Origin of the sequence: Streptomyces flaveolus (assembly GCF_000716535.1) — a bacterium.
Taxonomy (GTDB): domain Bacteria; phylum Actinomycetota; class Actinomycetes; order Streptomycetales; family Streptomycetaceae; genus Streptomyces; species Streptomyces flaveolus_A.
The window spans coordinates 1-16,213 of record NZ_JNWV01000010.1 but is presented as its reverse complement, the minus strand read 5'-3'; the positions used below and the strand labels follow the sequence as shown (position 1 = coordinate 16,213).

The 16,213-nt window shown below is 73.7% G+C and carries 14 protein-coding genes and 1 pseudogene; 7 read left to right on the top strand and 8 right to left on the bottom strand.

Features of this window, described 5'->3' with window-relative positions:
* The first annotated feature begins 67 nt into the window (after window positions 1-67).
* A complete protein-coding gene (locus OO52_RS12040) occupies window positions 68-2,014 on the top strand; it encodes a Xaa-Pro dipeptidyl-peptidase (protein ID WP_030643211.1) in 1,947 nt (648 codons plus the stop codon).
* A gap of 72 nt (window positions 2,015-2,086) precedes the next feature.
* Here the strand turns inward: OO52_RS12040 and OO52_RS12035 are convergent, their stop codons facing one another.
* Window positions 2,087-3,001, bottom strand: a complete 915-nt coding sequence (locus OO52_RS12035) for an FAD-dependent oxidoreductase (protein WP_030643210.1) — start codon at window positions 2,999-3,001, stop codon at window positions 2,087-2,089.
* A 136-nt stretch (window positions 3,002-3,137) separates the two neighbouring features.
* Here OO52_RS12035 and OO52_RS12030 point away from each other — a divergent pair, with 136 nt between their 5' ends.
* Complete coding sequence (locus OO52_RS12030) at window positions 3,138-4,778, top strand: ABC-F family ATP-binding cassette domain-containing protein (protein ID WP_030643208.1); 1,641 nt, start codon at window positions 3,138-3,140, stop codon at window positions 4,776-4,778.
* A gap of 135 nt (window positions 4,779-4,913) precedes the next feature.
* Here OO52_RS12030 and OO52_RS54545 read toward each other — a convergent pair.
* The 3 genes and pseudogenes from OO52_RS54545 to OO52_RS53950 form a co-directional block, all read right to left on the bottom strand.
* Window positions 4,914-5,069, bottom strand: a pseudogene (locus tag OO52_RS54545) (DUF664 domain-containing protein); the annotation flags it as partial.
* Between the two features lie 157 nt (window positions 5,070-5,226).
* On the bottom strand, window positions 5,227-7,632 hold the full coding sequence (locus tag OO52_RS12025; protein WP_030643206.1) for a Tex family protein: 2,406 nt from the start codon (window positions 7,630-7,632) through the stop codon (window positions 5,227-5,229).
* Window positions 7,633-7,734: 102 nt separating this feature from the next.
* Window positions 7,735-7,866 (bottom strand): LPFR motif small protein, encoded by a 132-nt coding sequence (locus OO52_RS53950; protein ID WP_267881519.1) that lies wholly within the window; start codon window positions 7,864-7,866, stop codon window positions 7,735-7,737.
* A gap of 144 nt (window positions 7,867-8,010) precedes the next feature.
* Between OO52_RS53950 and OO52_RS12020 the strand changes: the two genes are divergently transcribed.
* Window positions 8,011-8,970 carry a GlxA family transcriptional regulator gene (locus tag OO52_RS12020; RefSeq protein WP_030643204.1) on the top strand — a complete coding sequence of 320 codons (960 nt, stop codon included), beginning with the start codon at window positions 8,011-8,013 and terminating at the stop codon, window positions 8,968-8,970.
* 35 nt (window positions 8,971-9,005) lie between these two features.
* Window positions 9,006-9,641, top strand: a complete 636-nt coding sequence (locus OO52_RS12015; RefSeq protein ID WP_030643201.1) for a DJ-1/PfpI family protein — start codon at window positions 9,006-9,008, stop codon at window positions 9,639-9,641.
* Here OO52_RS12015 and OO52_RS12010 read toward each other — a convergent pair.
* Window positions 9,628-10,383: an enoyl-CoA hydratase/isomerase family protein gene (locus tag OO52_RS12010; protein ID WP_030643199.1), complete on the bottom strand. Its 756-nt coding sequence runs from the start codon at window positions 10,381-10,383 to the stop codon at window positions 9,628-9,630. The genes OO52_RS12015 and OO52_RS12010 overlap by 14 nt on opposite strands.
* 237 nt (window positions 10,384-10,620) lie before the next feature.
* Between OO52_RS12010 and OO52_RS12005 the strand changes: the two genes are divergently transcribed.
* A complete protein-coding gene (locus tag OO52_RS12005; protein WP_030643198.1) occupies window positions 10,621-11,115 on the top strand; it encodes an ATP-binding protein in 495 nt (164 codons plus the stop codon).
* Window positions 11,116-11,167: 52 nt separating this feature from the next.
* On the opposite strand, the gene idi is transcribed toward OO52_RS12005, so the two are convergent.
* The 3 genes from idi to galE form a co-directional block, all read right to left on the bottom strand.
* Complete coding sequence (idi, locus tag OO52_RS12000; protein ID WP_030643196.1) at window positions 11,168-11,761, bottom strand: isopentenyl-diphosphate Delta-isomerase; 594 nt, start codon at window positions 11,759-11,761, stop codon at window positions 11,168-11,170.
* 175 nt (window positions 11,762-11,936) lie between these two features.
* A complete protein-coding gene (locus OO52_RS11995; RefSeq protein WP_030643194.1) occupies window positions 11,937-12,878 on the bottom strand; it encodes a cation diffusion facilitator family transporter in 942 nt (313 codons plus the stop codon).
* Between the two features lie 135 nt (window positions 12,879-13,013).
* Window positions 13,014-13,985, bottom strand: a complete 972-nt coding sequence (gene galE, locus OO52_RS11990; RefSeq protein WP_030643192.1) for a UDP-glucose 4-epimerase GalE — start codon at window positions 13,983-13,985, stop codon at window positions 13,014-13,016.
* A 264-nt stretch (window positions 13,986-14,249) separates the two neighbouring features.
* Between galE and OO52_RS11985 the strand changes: the two genes are divergently transcribed.
* The gene (locus tag OO52_RS11985; protein WP_030643190.1) at window positions 14,250-16,082 is read left to right on the top strand and encodes a DUF5941 domain-containing protein; all 1,833 of its coding nucleotides are present in this window, start codon (window positions 14,250-14,252) and stop codon (window positions 16,080-16,082) included.
* Window positions 16,079-16,213: sugar phosphate nucleotidyltransferase (locus OO52_RS11980; protein ID WP_030643188.1), on the top strand; the 135-nt coding region annotated here is incomplete at its 3' end. The genes OO52_RS11985 and OO52_RS11980, both read left to right, overlap by 4 nt.

Here is a 16,213-nt window from a genome sequence, read left to right as displayed (position 1 = left end):
CATTCAGCCGTCACGCGCACCGGAAAGCCTTCTTCTGTACGGGCGTTGACCGGAGTACCGTCCGCCCATGCCGAAACGCACGCGCTCCACGATCCGGAGAACGCTCGTCACCGCTGCCGTCGCCACCCTGGCGGCGACCTTCCTCACCCCGGCCGCCGCCCAGGCCGCGCCCCGGGAGAGCAGACCCGTCTACTCCTACGCCGACGCCGTCCGTGAGTCCGTGTGGGTGGACACGGGCCTCGACGAGGACGGCGACGGACGGACCGACCGCGTCGCCGCCGACATCGTCCGGCCCGCCGAACCCGCCCGCCAGGGCCGCAAGGTGCCGGTCATCATGGACGCCAGCCCCTACTACTCCTGCTGCGGGCGCGGCAACGAGAGCCAGCGCAAGACGTACGACGCCGAGGGCCACGTCGTCCAGATGCCGCTGTTCTATGACAACTACTTCGTGCCCCGCGGCTACGCCTTCGTCGGCGTCGACCTCGCCGGCACCAACCGCTCCGACGGCTGCGTTGACGTCGGCGGCCGGTCCGACATCCTGTCCGCGAAGGCCGTGGTCGACTGGCTGGGCGGCCGCGCCCGGGCCTACACCAGCCGCACGGGCGGCACTCCGGTCGAGGCCGGCTGGACCAACGGCAGAACCGGCATGATCGGCAAGAGCTGGGACGGCACCATCGCCAACGGCGTCGCCGCCACCGGCGTCAAGGGCCTGAAGACGATCGTCCCGATCAGCGCGATCTCCTCCTGGTACGACTACTACTTCGCCCAGGGCGCCCCGCTCTACGACGGCGGCCCCGACGAGCTGGCCGGCTACGTCGAGAGCGCCGACGCGCAGGCCCACTGCGCGGCCGTACAGCAGAAGCTCGCCGACGGCAGCCCGCGCAGCGGCGACTGGACCCCGCTGTGGACCGAGCGGGACTACGTCAAGGACGCGGCGAAGGTGCGCGCCAGCGTGTTCCTGGTGCACGGCATGCAGGACCTCAACGTCCGCACCAAGCACTTCGGCCAGTGGTGGGACGCCCTCGCCCGGCACGGCGTGGAGCGCAAGATCTGGCTCTCCCAGACGGGGCACGTCGACCCGTTCGACTACCGGCGCGGCGCGTGGGTCGACACCCTGCACCGCTGGTTCGACCACGAACTCCTCGGCTACGACAACGGCGTCGAGCGCGAGCCGATGGCCGACGTCGAACGCCACCCCGACCAGTGGGTCACCTCCGCCGCCTGGCCGCCACGCGCCACCCGCGCCGCCGTCCTGCACCCGGCCGCCGGCAGCCAGGCCGGCGTCGGCACCCTCGGCCTGCGCCCGGGCACCGGCACCGAGAGCTTCACGGACGACCCGGCGCTGAGCGAGACCGACTGGGCCGCCCACCTCACCACGGCCACACCGGAGAAGGCCGGCTTCCTCACCGCGCCGCTCACCCGGGACCTGCGCCTGTCCGGTTCCTCCACGGTGACGGTCACCGCGACCCCGACGACCGGCTCCGCCCATCTGTCCGCCGTGCTGGTCGACGTCGGCCCGGACACCATCCGCGACTACGCCGACCGCGCCGAGGGCATCACCACCCTCACCGAGCGGAGCTGCTGGGGCGCGAGCACGGCCGGGGACAGCGCCTGCTTCAAGGAGACCGCGGCGAAGACGGCCGCCGTCGATTACACCGTGGTCAGCCGGGGCTGGGCCGACCTCGGCCACCACGCCTGGCCGGCCCCGGGCGTCCCGCTGACGCCGGGCAGGGCGTACACCGTCACCCTGGACCTCGCGGCCACCGACCACGTCGTCCCCGCCGGGCACCGGCTGGCGCTGATCGTCGCCGGTACGGACAAGGACCTCATCGACCCTCCGTCCAGCCGGCCGACGCTCACCGTGGACCTGTCCCGTACGACGGCGACCGTGCCGTTGGTGGGCGGTGCGGGGGCGTTCGTCCGGGCCACGTCGGGCGGCGCCGGGGTGCCCGCGCCGAGGGTTCTGGAGGGCGTCGGGGCACCGCGCACCGTCCGGCACGTTCCGGCGAGCTGACGGTCCCGTGTCGGTCTGCCGGGCCGGTTCGGGGGTGGCTGGTCGTGGCCTCCGGCTCGGGGGACCGACAGGTCAGGCGGCCGGGACCGCCGACCCGGCCGCCTCTCGGGCGCAGCCCCACGCCACCGTGATGCCCGCGCCGCCGTGGCCGTAGTTGTGCACCAGGACGCGGCCGTCCGGGAGGAGCTGCCGCTCCAGCCGTACCGCCTCCCGGGCCGGCCGTAGTCCCACCCGGTGCGTGAGGACGCGCGCTCCGGCGATCTCCGGCCGGACGGCCGCGCAGCGGGCGACGATCGCGTCGGCCGTGGCCGGGTCCGGCTCCAGGGACCAGTCGTCCTCCTCGGCCGTGCCGCCCAGGAGCAGCCGGCCCGGCTGCGGAATGAAGTAGGTGGAGGCGGCCGAGGAGTGGTCGACGGCGGTGAACCAGTCGGTGACGCCCGGGTTCTCCACCACGACGAGCTGCCCGCGCACCGGCCGCACCGCCGGGTCCGGCACCAGGGAGCGGGCCCCGAGACCCGTGCAGTTGACCACCACGGGGGCGGGGACGGCGGCCAGGTCGGTCACCGCACGGATCTCCACCGCGCCCCCCGCCTTCTCCAGCCGCTGCCGCAGCCAGGCCAGATGCACCGGCATGTCGATCACCGGCAGCCGCGCCGCCAGCCCCTCGGCCACCGCCCGCAGCCCCGGCACCCGGCCCGCCCACGCGCCCAGCTCGTCCAGCCGGGCCCCGTGGTGCACGCCGTCGACCAGCCGCACCCCCGTCTCCTCCGGCCGGTCCGCCAGCTCCTCGTAGACCCCGAGGGATTCCAGCGCCCACGCGCCCGCCAGCGGCTCCGGCTCGATGCGGTACGGCCACCACAGACCGCCGGCGACCGCCGAGGTCGTCCGCTCGGCCGGTTCCCGCGCCCACACCCGCACCCGCCGACCGGACTCGGCCAGCAGCACGGCCGTCGTCAGCCCGGCGATCCCGCTCCCGACCACGATCACTTCGTCACTCGGCTCACTGTCCACGTCAGGACGATAGGCCCTGCGCGGCCGGCTCCGTCAGCCCGGGGCCGCCGCCGGTGACCGGCGGAAAACGTGGCGGAGGCGCGCGCGTACCGCCACTAGGATCGGCGTCCTGATGACTGCCACCCTCGTTGCCAAGAACCTCGCCGCCGGACACGGCGACCGCTCCCTGTTCGCCGGGCTCGACCTGGTCGTCGCGCCCGGCGACGTGATCGGGCTGGTCGGCGCCAACGGCGCGGGAAAGTCGACCCTGCTGCGGATGCTCGCCGGACTCACCCCGCCCGAGCAGGGCGAACTCAGGCTGTCCCCGCCGGCCGCGACCGTCGGCCACCTGCCGCAGGAGCCGGAGCGCCGGCCGGGGGAGACCGTCCGGGAGTTCCTGGCCCGGCGCACCGGGGTCGCCGAGGCCCAGCGGACCATGGACGAGGCCACCCAGGCGCTGGTCGACGGCGCCCCCGGCGCCGACGACGCCTATGCCGCCGCCCTGGAGCGCTGGCTCGGCCTGGGCGGCGCCGACCTGGAGGAGCGCGCGGAGGAGGTCGCCGACTCCCTCGGCCTGGCCGTGGACCTGGACCAGCCGATGACCGCCCTCTCCGGCGGCCAGGCGGCCCGCGCCGGCCTCGCCTCCCTGCTGCTGTCCCGCTACGACGTCTTCCTGCTGGACGAGCCCACCAACGACCTGGACCTCGACGGCCTGGAGCGTCTGGAACGGTTCGTCACCGGACTGCGCGCGGGCACGGTCGTCGTCAGCCACGACCGTGAGTTCCTCACCCGCACGGTCACCAAGGTGCTCGAACTCGACCTCGCACAGCGCCGGATCAACCTCTACGGCGGTGGTTACGCCGCCTACCTGGAGGAGCGCGAGGTGTCCCGCCGGCACGCCCGCGAGGAGTACGAGGAGTACGCCGACAAGAGGGCGGCTCTGCAGGACCGTGCCCAGATGCAGCGCGCCTGGATGGACAAGGGCGTGAAGAACGCCCGCCGCAAGGCCGGCAACGACAACGACAAGATCGGCCGCAAGTTCCGCAGCGAGGCCAGCGAGAAGCAGGCCGCCAAGGCCCGGCAGACCCAGCGCATGATCGAGCGCCTGGACGTGGTGGAGGAGCCGCGCAAGGAGTGGGAGCTGCGGATGGAGATCGCGTCCGCGCCGCGCTCGGGCGCGGTCGTGGCGACGCTGCGGGACGCCGAGGTCCGGCGCGGCGACTTCACCTTCGGCCCGGTCTCGCTGCAGATCGACTGGGCGGACCGGATCGCGGTGACGGGGGCCAACGGGTCCGGGAAGTCCACGCTGCTCGGCGCGCTGCTGGGCCGCGTCCCGCTCGACTCCGGGCACGCGGCCCTCGGCTCCGGGGTGCTGGTCGGCGAGGTCGACCAGGCCCGGGGGCTGTTCCACGGCCCCGAGACCCTGCTCGACGCCTTCTGCGCCGCCGTCCCCGACACCGAACCGGCGGAGGTCCGCACCCTGCTGGCCAAGTTCGGACTCAAGTCCGGCCATGTGCTGCGCCCGGCCGCGACCCTCTCCCCGGGTGAGCGCACCCGCGCCGCGCTCGCCCTGCTCCAGGGCCGGGGCGTCAACCTCCTCGTCCTGGACGAGCCGACGAACCACCTCGACCTGCCCGCCATCGAGCAGCTGGAGTCGGCCCTCGACGCCTTCACGGGCACCCTCCTGCTGGTCACCCACGACCGGCGCATGCTGGACGCGGTCCGGGTGACCCGGCGCCTGGAGGTCGCCGACGGCAAGGTGACGGAGCGCTAGCCGGCGCGTGCGGCGGACCGCTTCGCCGCCTGTCCGGCCCCGGGCGGGGTGCTCTGGGTCGTGGGGCCGCCACGTCGAGGCCACCGGGGCGCTGCCCTCCCACAGCCCCGGAGACGAGTACGCGATGTCCGAGTGTCCGGCGTGCCGCGGGGTCTCGGCGACCACGTGGGTCAGCACCCGGTGCAGCGTCGTCTCACCCGGCGCACCGGGTGTCGGGCCGACCGCGTGCTGGGGGAGCGCCGCGATGGTCTCGTCCGCGTGGGCGCCCGCCCGCCGGCACGGGCCGACGATGTCCGGCGGAAGGGCCGGCCGAAGGTCCGGCCGGAGTACAGCGCCTCGGCAGTCTGCGGAACCGGTTGTCGTGCGTCACCGGGGTGTCCGGCGGCGGACGGAGGCGCCCTCCGGGGAGGAGGGCGCCACTCCAGCCGACCGCCGAAGCCCCGTAGGGTCAGCGCTTCTTGGGGTCCAGCAGGCCCGCGCGGCGCAGCGCGTCCGCCATCGCGCTGTTGGCCGGTGCCGGTGCGGGGGCCTGCCGGCCGCCGCGGTCACCGCCGCCGCGGCCCTGCCGCTGACCGCCGCCCTGCCGTTGGCCGCCGCCCTGCCGCTGCTGCGGCGGACGGGCACCGCCGCGCTGCTGCCGGCCGCCGCCCTGGCCCTGCGGGGCGGCCTCGTCGTCCAGGCGCAGCGTCAGCGCAATCCGCTTGCGCGGGATGTCGACGTCCAGGACCTTCACCTTGACGATGTCGCCGGGCTTCACGACATCGCGCGGGTCCTTGACGAACGACTTCGACATCGCCGACACGTGCACCAGGCCGTCCTGGTGGACACCGACGTCCACGAACGCGCCGAAGGCGGCCACGTTGGTCACCACGCCCTCCAGGACCATCCCGGCGGACAGGTCGGAGATCTTCTCGACGCCCTCCTTGAAGGTGGCCGTCCGGAACGCGGGACGCGGGTCGCGGCCCGGCTTCTCCAGCTCCTTGAGGATGTCGGTGACGGTCGGCAGACCGAAGGTGTCGTCCACGAAGTCGGCCGGCCGCAGCGAGCGCAGCACGCCCGTGTTGCCGATGAGGGACGCCACCTCCTGGCCCGTCGTCTTCACCATGCGGCGCACCACCGGGTAGGCCTCGGGGTGGACGCTGGAGGCGTCCAGCGGATCGGTGCCGCCGCGGATGCGCAGGAAGCCCGCGCACTGCTCGTAGGCCTTCGGGCCGAGCCGCGCCACCTTCTTCAGCTCGGAACGGGACGTGAAGGGACCGTTCTGGTCGCGGTGCGCGACGATGTTCTCCGCGAGTCCGGCCGAGATGCCCGACACCCGCGCGAGCAACGGCACGGAGGCCGTGTTGACGTCCACGCCGACGCCGTTCACACAGTCCTCCACGACCGCGTCCAGCGAGCGGGACAGCTTCACCTCGGACAGGTCGTGCTGGTACTGGCCGACGCCGATCGACTTCGGGTCGATCTTCACCAGCTCGGCCAGCGGGTCCTGCAGGCGCCGGGCGATGGAGACCGCGCCGCGCAGCGACACGTCCATGTCCGGCAGCTCCTGGGAGGCGTAACTCGACGCGGAGTACACCGACGCGCCCGCCTCGGACACCATCACCTTGGTGAGCTTCAGCTCAGGGTGCTTCGCGATGAGTTCGCCGGCGAGCTTGTCGGTCTCGCGGGACGCCGTGCCGTTGCCGATCGCGACCAGCTCGACCGCGTGCTCCTTCGCGAGCCGCGCCAGCTTGGCGAGCGCCTCGTCCCACTTGTTGGCCGGGACGTGCGGGTAGATCACGTCCGTGGCGACGACCTTGCCGGTCGCGTCGACCACGGCGACCTTCACGCCCGTGCGGAAGCCGGGGTCCAGGCCGAGCGTCGCGCGGGTGCCGGCCGGGGCGGCCAGCAGCAGGTCCCGCAGGTTCGCCGCGAACACGTTGACCGCCTCGTCCTCGGCGGCCGTCCGCAGCCTCAGGCGCAGGTCGATCCCGAGGTGGACCAGGACGCGGGTGCGCCAGGCCCAGCGGACGGTGTCCTTCAGCCACTTGTCGCCCGGTCGGCCCCGGTCGGCGATCCCGAACCTCGACGCGATGATCGCCTCGTACGACGACGGGCCCTCCGTGGCCTCCTCCGGCTCCAGGACGAGGTCCAGGACCTCCTCCTTCTCCCCGCGCAGCATCGCGAGGATCCGGTGCGAGGGCAGCTCGGTGAACGGCTCGGCGAAGTCGAAGTAGTCGGCGAACTTGGCGCCCGCCTCCTCCTTGCCCTCCCGCACCTTCGCGGCCAGCCGCCCGCGCACCCACATGCGCTCGCGCAGCTCGCCGATGAGGTCGGCGTCCTCGGAGAACCGCTCGGTGAGGATCGCCCGCGCGCCCTCCAGCGCGGCCTGCGGGTCGGCGACGCCCTTGTCGGCGTCCACGAACGCGGCGGCGGCTGCCAGCGGTTCGACCGTCGGGTCGCCCAGCAGCCCCTCCGCGAGCGGTTCCAGGCCCGCCTCGCGCGCGATCTGCGCCTTGGTGCGCCGCTTGGGCTTGTAGGGGAGGTAGATGTCCTCCAGACGCGCCTTCGTCTCGGCGCCGCGGATCCGCGCCTCCAGTTCCTCGGTGAGCTTGCCCTGCTCCCGCACCGACTCCAGGATCGCGGTCCGCCGCTCCTCCAGCTCCCGCAGATAGCGCAGCCGCTCCTCGATGGTGCGCAGCTGCGCGTCGTCGAGCATCTCGGTCGCTTCCTTGCGGTAGCGAGCGATGAAGGGCACGGTCGAACCGCCGTCGAGCAGTTCCACCGCGGCCTTCACCTGCCGCTCCCGTACGCCGAGCTCCTCGGCGATCCTGCCTTCGATGGACCCTGCTCCGTAGGACCCGGGTGTCGTCACGATCCCGTACCGCCTTCTCCACTGAGGTTGCGCGGCAATTGTGGCAGGTGACACCGACAACCGGGGATCAGGGCGGCACCCCGGCGGGGCGCCGGGCCGGCGTCAGGCCCGGCTCCCCCGCGCGGAGGACGAAGCTCCGCCGAACAACCGGGCGAGCGCCCGGAACGGCAGCGTGACCACCGTGGCGACGGCGCCGCCGATCTGCCGCAGTACGTCTGCGATGGCACGGAACACGGAACGATCTCCTTTCGTCGTGGGCTCTCGTCACCCCGGGTACCTCCGGACGGCACGGAAAACCCCTGGGCCGGGAAGCCGATGGCAGGAAAGGTGGGAAATCCGTCGTTGCTGCCGCGCGCGGGGCCACCCAGAATCGAGGCCATGACGCAGCGAACCGTCCTCGTCACCGTCTTCGACGGCGTGCAGAGCCTCGACGTCACCGGCCCCATGGAGGTCTTCACCGGCGCGGAGAGACAAACCCCGGGCTCGTACCGGATCCGCACGGCATCCGTGGACGGCGGGCCCGTGCGCACCTCCAGCGGGCTGACCGTCGTACCGGACGGATCCCTGGCGGACACGGCGGACCCGCACACCCTGCTGGTCCCCGGCGGGGAGGGCACCCGCGACCCGGATCCGCGGCTGGTGCGGTGGCTGCGCGCGCACGGCCCGCGGGCCCCGCGCCTGGTCTCCGTGTGCACCGGCGCGATCCCGCTGGCGCGGGCCGGACTCCTGGACGGCCGGCGCGCCACGACCCACTGGGCGTACTGCGACAAGCTCGCCCGGGACCACCCCGCCGTCCGGGTCGACCCCGACCCGATCTTCGTCCGGGACGGGAACGTGGCCACCTCGGCCGGGGTCGCCGCGGGCATCGACCTCGCCCTCGCGCTGGTGGAGGAGGACCTGGGCCGGGAGGTGGCGCTGACCGTCGCCCGCCACCTCGTGGTCTTCCTGCGCAGGCCGGGCAACCAGGCCCAGTTCAGCGCCCAGCTGGCGGTCCAGACGGCCCGGCGGGAACCTCTCCGGGACGTCCAGCAGTGGATCACCGAACACCCGGACGGCGACCTCGGCGTCGAGGCGCTGGCCGCCCGCGCGGCCCTCTCCCCGCGCCACTTCGCCCGCGCCTTCCAGGCGGAGACCGGCATGACACCGGGCCGGTACGTCGACCGGGTCCGCCTCGAACACGCCCGCCGCCTGCTGGAGGACACCACCGACGGTGTCGAACAGGTCGCCCGCTCCAGCGGCTACGGCACACCCGAGGCCATGCGCCGCGCCTTCCTGCGCACCCTGGGCGCGTCCCCGGCCGAGTACCGCCGCCGCTTCCGCCCCGCACCCGTCGTCTGACGGACCTCACCCACCGCACGAGACAAGGGAACTCCATGCAGATCGCCATCGTGCTCTACGACCGCTTCACCGCCCTCGACGCCGTCGGCCCCTACGAGACCCTCGGCCGGCTCCCCGGTTCCGAGACCGTGTTCATCGCCGAGCGCACCGGACCCGTCCGCACCGACACCGGGAACCTGGCGCTCACCGCCGACCGCACACTCGCCGACGTACCGTCCCCGGACATCGTGATCGTGCCGGGCGGTCCCGGCCAGAGCGATCAGATGGAGAACACCGCCCTGCTGGACTGGCTGCGCGCTGCGGACGCCACCAGCACCTGGACCACCTCCGTGTGCACGGGCTCGCTGCTGCTGGCCGCCGCCGGGCTGCTGCGCGGCCGCCGTGCCACCTCGCACTGGCTCGCGCTGGACCTGCTGCGCGGCTTCGGGGCCGAGCCGACGGGGGAGCGGGTGGTCGTGGACGGCAAGTACGTCACCGCGGCGGGCGTGTCGTCCGGCATCGACATGGGCTTGACCCTCCTCGGCACCATCGCCGGCGACGAACACGCCCAGTCCGTGCAGCTCCTGACCGAGTACGACCCCCAGCCGCCGTACGACGCCGGTTCACCTCAGAAGGCGCCCGCGCACCTCGTCGAGAGGTGGCGGGCCGCGAGCCGCTTCAACCTGACGTAGACACGCTCCAGGTGAAGCGCGGCTGCCGGCGCTCCAGGAACGCGGCGACTCCCTCCGCCACATCGCCGCTGCCGCGCGCCTGCGCCGCCCAGTGGGCGTCACGGTCGGTGCGGCCGGCGGCGAACTCCTTGGCGGCGGCCTGGGTGAGCTGCGAACGCGACACCAGGACCCGGGTCAGCTCCGCGACCCGTTTGTCCAGTTCCCCCTCGGGCAGCACCTCGTCCACCAGGCCGGTGCGCAGTGCCCGCCCGGTGTCGATCAACTCGGCCGTGAACAGCAGGTACTTGGCCGTGGCCGGGCCGACCAGGGAGACCAGCCGGCGGGTCGAGGAGGCCGGATAGACGACACCGAGCCGCGCCGGCGTCACCCCGAACAGCGCTCCCTCCTCCGCCAGCCGCAGGTCACAGGCCGCCGCGAGCTGCGCCCCACCGCCCACGCAGTGGCCGCGCACCGCGGCGACGGTCGGCTTGGGGAACGCCGCCAGGGCCTCCTCGGCGGCCACCGCGAGGGCCGGTGCCTCCTCCGGCGCGTCCTGGAGCGTGGAGATGTCGGCACCCGCGCAGAAGGTCCCGCCCTCACCGGTGAGCACCAGAGCCCGTACCCCGGGGTCACGGGCCAGCGCGTCCAGCAGCGGGGGGAGGGCCCGCCACATCGCCGTCGTCATGGCGTTGCGCTTGGCGGGGTGACGGATCACCACGGTGGCGACGGAGTCGGTGACCTGGTGGGACAGCTGGGGCTCCATGCGGCGGATCGTAGCGGAGGGCTCCCGCGCGGCCGCGGGCCGAACCCGTACAACCCGACTAGTTCGCGAACCGGCGTCCGAGGAACAGGAACAGTCCCACCCCGTGACCCGGCCGTGCGCAGTCGGTCAAAAAGCGTTCGATACCTGCCGACTTGTGTTCAGGCATCCGGACCGGAGCGGATCGTTACCAACACTCGACGTGTGGTGACAATCGAGCGCGAGGGTGGCGACCGGACGATGGACAACCATGGGCGCGAGGACGGCCCGCGCCCAGCGGGGGGCGGCGACAGGCCGCCAAATCCACTGCCGTACGAAGGCGTCTGGCGGTTCACCGCGGCCGCGGTGGACGCCTCGGTCCCGCAGGCCCGGCACGCGGTGCGGGACCTGCTGCTGCGCCAGGGAGTGCCGGTCTCCGACGACCTGGTGCACGGGCTGCTGCTGATCGTCTCCGAGCTGGTCACCAACGCGGTCCGGCACGCGGCGCTGCTGTCGCCGGTGCTGGCCGTGGAGGTGGCCGTCGGAGCCGAGTGGGTGCGGGTGTCCGTGGAGGACAACCACCCCTACCGCCCGACGGCCCTTGAGGCCGACCACGGCCAGACCGGCGGCCGGGGACTCCTGCTGGTCCGCGAGGTGGCGCGGGAGGCGGGCGGGGTGGTCGACGTGGAGCACACCGCGAGCGGCGGCAAGGTCATCTGGGCCGCCCTCCCGCTCAAGCCCCCCTCGCTGCCGTAGCGCCCGCCGGATCGACGGGCCGCCCCGGTCTGCCTCGGCACCGCCGTGGCGGCTACCAGCCGGCGGACGGACCCGTCAGCTCCCTGATCGCCGGGCGGGCGGCGTCCAGGACGGTCATGAACCAGGCCGAGAACGGGTCCCGGGCGTGCCGCTCGGCCAGCTCCGCCGCCGTCACGAAGGAGGTCTGGGCGACCTCCTCGGGGTCCGGCCCGAGCGGCGCCTGCACCAGGCCGACGAACAGATGGTTGAACTCCTGCTCCACCAGGCCGGAGGCGGGGTCCGGGTGGTTGTAACGGACCGTGCCGGCCTCCGCCAGCAGCGACGGCGAGACGCCCAGTTCCTCGTACGTGCGCCGGGCCGCCGCCGCGAACGGCGCCTCGCCCGGGTAGGGGTGACCGCAGCAGGTGTTGGACCACACACCGGGGGAGTGGTACTTGCCGAGCGCCCGCTGCTGGAGCAGCAGCCGGCCGTGCTCGTCGAAGAGGAACACCGAGAACGCGCGGTGCAGCTGTCCCGGCGGCTGATGGGCGGCGAGCTTCTCCGCCGTCCCGGTCGTCACACCCTTCTCGTCGACCAGTTCCAGCAAAATCGCCTCTGCGGTGCCCTTCGACGAGCTGTGCGTCGCGGTGGCAGGTGTGATCGGCATACCCATCCTTCGCCTCGGTCTTCGCACCCCAAGTCTGCCGTACGAATCCGGCACTCCCGGCACGTCCGCACGTCCGCGCGCGGCGCGGCAGCGGGAGCCGGACCCGGTAGATCATCGTGCCCGGAGCCGGCCGCGGGGAACCGTCCGGGGGTGCGCCGAACGGCAGTGCGTACGGTCAGTGGCACAGCCGCGCTTCGTGCTCCGCGTGCCCGCCCGGCTCCAGTTGGAAGGTGCAGTGCTCCACGTCGAAGTGGTCGCCCAGGCAGCCCTGCAGTTCGTGCAGTATCTTCTCGTGCCCGATGGCGTTCAGCACCTCGGTGCTGACCACCACGTGCGCCGACAGCACCGGCATGCCCGAGGTGATCGTCCAGGCATGCAGGTCGTGGACGTCCTCCACGCCGTCGAGGGCCAGGATGTGCGTCCGGACGTCCGACATGTCGACGCCCTTGGGGGCGGCCTCCAGCAGCACGTCCAGCGTCTCGCGCAGCAGCTTCAGCGTCCGCGGCACGATCATCAGGCCGATGACCAGCGAGGCCACCGGGTCCGCCGCCTGCCAGCCGGTGGTCAGGATCACCGCCGCCGAGATCAGCACCGCCACCGAGCCCAGCGCGTCCGCGGCCACCTCCAGGAAGGCGCCCCGCACGTTCAGGCTCTCCTTCTGCCCGCGCATCAGCAGCACCAGCGAGATGGAGTTCGCCACCAGGCCGATCAGGCCGAACACGACCATCAGGCCGCCCCGGGTCTGCGCGGGCTCCACGAACCGCTGGGCCGCCTCGTACAGGACGTAGCCGCCGACCCCGAGCAGCAGCAGACAGTTGGCCAGGGCCGCGAGGATCTCGGCGCGGGCGTAACCGTAGGTGCGGTTGGTGCTCGCCGGGCGGTTCGCGAAGTGCACGGCGAGCAGGGCCATGCCGAGGCCCACCGCGTCGGTCGCCATGTGCGCCGCGTCCGCGATCAGCGCGAGCGAGTCCGCGATCAGACCGCCAGCGATCTCGACGACCATGATCGTCAGCGTGATGCCCAGCGCGATCCTCAGCCGGCCCCGGTACGCGGCCGTGGCCGTACCCGTGGACGGCGCGTGGGAGTGCGCGTGCCCGTGGTCGTGCCCTGCACCCATGACTCCCGCCTTCCGTGTGGCTGCCCGGAGCCCAGTGAACTACGGGGCGGGGGTATGGGGCAACGCGGCACTGAACACCGTTGTCATGTGCTGTGACCTGCGCAAACGTTCCGCAGGTCAGGGGCGGGGGCCGGATCAGCTCCCGTGGTGCAGCCGCCAGCCCGCCCACGCCGACTCGATCATCTCCCGCACCCCGCGCCGGGCCCGCCAGCCCAGTGCCTCGGCGGCCCGCTCGGCCGAGGCCACCGCGCGCGGCGCGTCACCCGGGCGGCGGCCCTCCACCACGGGCGCCCGGCGGTCCCCGCTGACCTCCCCGATGACCGTGATCAGCTCGCGCACCGAGACCCCCTCGCCCCGGCCGATGTTCAGCGTCAGATCACCGGTGAGGTCCCCGGCGGCCAGCCGCCGCGCCGCCGCCAGGTGGGCCTCGGCCAGATCGGCGACGTGGATGTAGTCCCTGACACAGGTGCCGTCCGGCGTCGGGTAGTCGTCGCCGAAGATCCGCGGGGCCTCGTCCCGGGTGAGCCGGTCGAAGACCATCGGCACGATGTTGAACACCCCCGTGTCCGCCAGCTGCGGCGCCGCGGCGCCGGCCACGTTGAAATAGCGCAGACACACGGTGGAGATACCGTGCGCCCGGCCCGCCGCCCGCACCAGCCACTCACCGGCCAGCTTGGTCTCGCCGTACGGGTTCACCGGGTCGCACGGGGTGTCCTCGGTGATCAGGTCCACGTCCGGGTTGCCGTACACCGCCGCCGACGACGAGAACAGCAGGCGGCCGATGCCCGCCTCGGCCACCGCGTCCAGGAGCGTGGCCAGACCGCCCACGTTCTCCCGGTAGTAGCGGGTGGGCTGGGCCACCGACTCCGCGACCTGCTTGCGCGCCGCGAGATGGACGACGCCCGTCACGCCGTACTCCGCGAAGACCCGCTTCAGCAACTCCCCGTCCAGCGTCGAACCCTGGACCAGCGGCACCTCGGCCGGGAGCCGCGCGGGCACGGCGGCCGACAGGTCGTCCAGCGCCACGACGCTCTCCCCGGCGCCCGCCATGGCCCGTGCCACGTGCGCCCCGATGTATCCGGCTCCGCCGGTGATCAGCCACGTCATGGTCGCCCACCCTATGCCGAACGGCCCGGTGTCCCGGTTGCCCGGGTCTGCCCCATGGGTTTGTGGGCCGGGCCCCGGATCCCCGATGATGATCGCGGCAAAGGCCGGGGCAGCCCCCGTGGGCCGGACCGTGAACGGCCGGTGAACACCGGCTCCGGACCATCCGATAGCCTCTGCCGACATGCCGCCCGGGTGCCGCAGGCAGGGCGCCCCACCATGCGAGAGACCGGCGCCCGCGCGCCGGCACCCAGGGAGTGAGTTCGGTTGTCGACCGCCATCGTCACCGGTCAGCCGGTCCCCGGATCGTCACTGGAGAACGATCTGCGGTCCCTCGGCTTCGACGTGCGCGTGGCCGCCGACGCCGCCGAGACGGAGTCCCTGCTCGCGGCCGTGCCGGCCGACCGGCGCGTGGCCCTGGTCGACGCCCGTTTCGTCGGCCACCTCCACGCGCTGCGCCTCGGCCTGACCGACCCGCGCTTCCCGCTCGCCGCCGTGCCCGGCGCCGTCACCGCCCAGCCGGCCGCCCGGCAGGCGCTCACCCGGGCCGTGGCCCGGGAGGGCTCCCCGGACGGCGGCACGGCCACTGCCCGCGCGGCCGAGGGCGGCGCCCCCGCGCTCGCCCTGGACAGCCTCGCCGACCGCGTCGCGGACGCCCTCGACGCCGACGGCGGCGCGGTGCACCGGCCCGAGCTGGGCAGCCTGGTCGCCGCCGTGCCCGCCGACCCGCAGGCCCGCAACGAGGCCCGGCAGGCCGTCTCCGCCGTCGACGACGAGGCCGTCCGCCTGAAGTCGGCCGTGAAGTCCCGGGACGGCTTCTTCACCACGTTCTTCATCAGCCCCTACTCGCGCTACATCGCCCGCTGGTGCGCCCGCCGCGGTCTGACCCCGAACCAGGTCACCACGGCCTCGCTGCTCACCGCCCTGATAGCGGCGGGCTGCGCGGCGACCGGCACCCGGGCCGGCTTCGTCGCGGCCGGGGTGCTGCTGATCGCCTCCTTCGTCCTGGACTGCACCGACGGCCAGCTCGCCCGCTACGCCCTGAAGTACTCCACCCTCGGCGCCTGGCTCGACGCCACCTTCGACCGGGCCAAGGAGTACGCCTACTACGCCGGCCTCGCCCTCGGCGCGGCCCGCGGCGGCGACGACGTGTGGGCCCTCGCCCTCGGCGCGATGATCCTCCAGACCTGCCGGCACGTGGTCGACTTCTCCTTCAACGAGGCCAACCACGACGCCACCGCCAACACCAGCCCCACCGCCGCCCTCTCCGACAAGCTCGACAGCGTCGGCTGGACCGTCTGGCTGCGGCGGATGATCGTGCTGCCGATCGGCGAGCGCTGGGCGATGATCGCGGTACTCACCGCGCTCACCACCCCCCGGATCACCTTCTACGCCCTGCTCGTCGGCTGCGCCTTCGCGGCGACGTACACCACGGCGGGACGGGTGCTGCGCTCGGTGACCCGCAAGGCGCGGCGCACCGACCGGGCGGCGCAGGCCCTCGCCGACCTCGCCGACTCCGGGCCGCTCGCCGGGGCCGTGCGGCGCGTGGCCGGGAAGGGCCTGCCCGGGCTCGCCGTGCCCGCCGTCGCCCTGCTCGGCGGCGCCGTGGTCGTCGCCTGCTCGGCCCTCACGGACTTCGGCGGACCGCTGCCGGTCGTCGGCGCGGTCGTGTACGTCCTCACCTCGGCCCTCGCCGTCGCCCGCCCCCTCAAGGGCGCCCTCGACTGGCTCCTGCCGCCCTTCTTCCGGGCCGCCGAGTACGGCACGGTCCTCGCCCTGGCCGGTAAAGCCGGCGTGAACGGGGCACTTCCGGCGGCTTTCGGCCTGGTGGCGGCCGTCGCCTACCATCACTACGACACGGTGTACCGCATCCGCGGCAACGCCGGAGCCCCCCCGGCCTGGCTGGTGCGCGTCATCGGTGGCCACGAGGGGCGGACGCTGCTCGTCGCCGTTCTGGCCGCGGTGCTCACCGCCGCGCAGTTCAAGCTCGCGCTCACCGTCCTCGCCGTGGCCGTCGCCCTGGTGGTGCTCGTCGAGAGCATCCGCTTCTGGGTGTCCGCCGGGGCGCCCGCCGTACACGACGAAGGAGAACCCGCATGATCGGCCTCGTGCTGGCGGCCGGCGCCGGCCGGCGTCTGCGCCCCTACACCGACACCCTCCCCAAGGCCCTGGTGCCGGTGGGTCCCGAGGGCGCGGAGGAGTCGCTGACGGTCCTGGACCTGACCCTGGGG

Excerpts from the sequence above, each read along its gene's own strand:
- OO52_RS12040 (WP_030643211.1), top strand. The coding sequence starts at position 68 with ATGCCGAAACGCACGCGCTCCACGATCCGGAGAACGCTCGTCACCGCT.
- OO52_RS12030 (WP_030643208.1), top strand. The coding sequence starts at position 3,138 with ATGACTGCCACCCTCGTTGCCAAGAACCTCGCCGCCGGACACGGCGAC.
- OO52_RS12020 (WP_030643204.1), top strand. The coding sequence starts at position 8,011 with ATGACGCAGCGAACCGTCCTCGTCACCGTCTTCGACGGCGTGCAGAGC.
- OO52_RS12015 (WP_030643201.1), top strand. The coding sequence starts at position 9,006 with ATGCAGATCGCCATCGTGCTCTACGACCGCTTCACCGCCCTCGACGCC.
- OO52_RS12010 (WP_030643199.1), bottom strand. The coding sequence starts at position 10,383 with ATGGAGCCCCAGCTGTCCCACCAGGTCACCGACTCCGTCGCCACCGTG.
- OO52_RS12005 (WP_030643198.1), top strand. The coding sequence starts at position 10,621 with ATGGACAACCATGGGCGCGAGGACGGCCCGCGCCCAGCGGGGGGCGGC.
- idi (WP_030643196.1), bottom strand. The coding sequence starts at position 11,761 with ATGCCGATCACACCTGCCACCGCGACGCACAGCTCGTCGAAGGGCACC.
- OO52_RS11995 (WP_030643194.1), bottom strand. The coding sequence starts at position 12,878 with ATGGGTGCAGGGCACGACCACGGGCACGCGCACTCCCACGCGCCGTCC.
- galE (WP_030643192.1), bottom strand. The coding sequence starts at position 13,985 with ATGACGTGGCTGATCACCGGCGGAGCCGGATACATCGGGGCGCACGTG.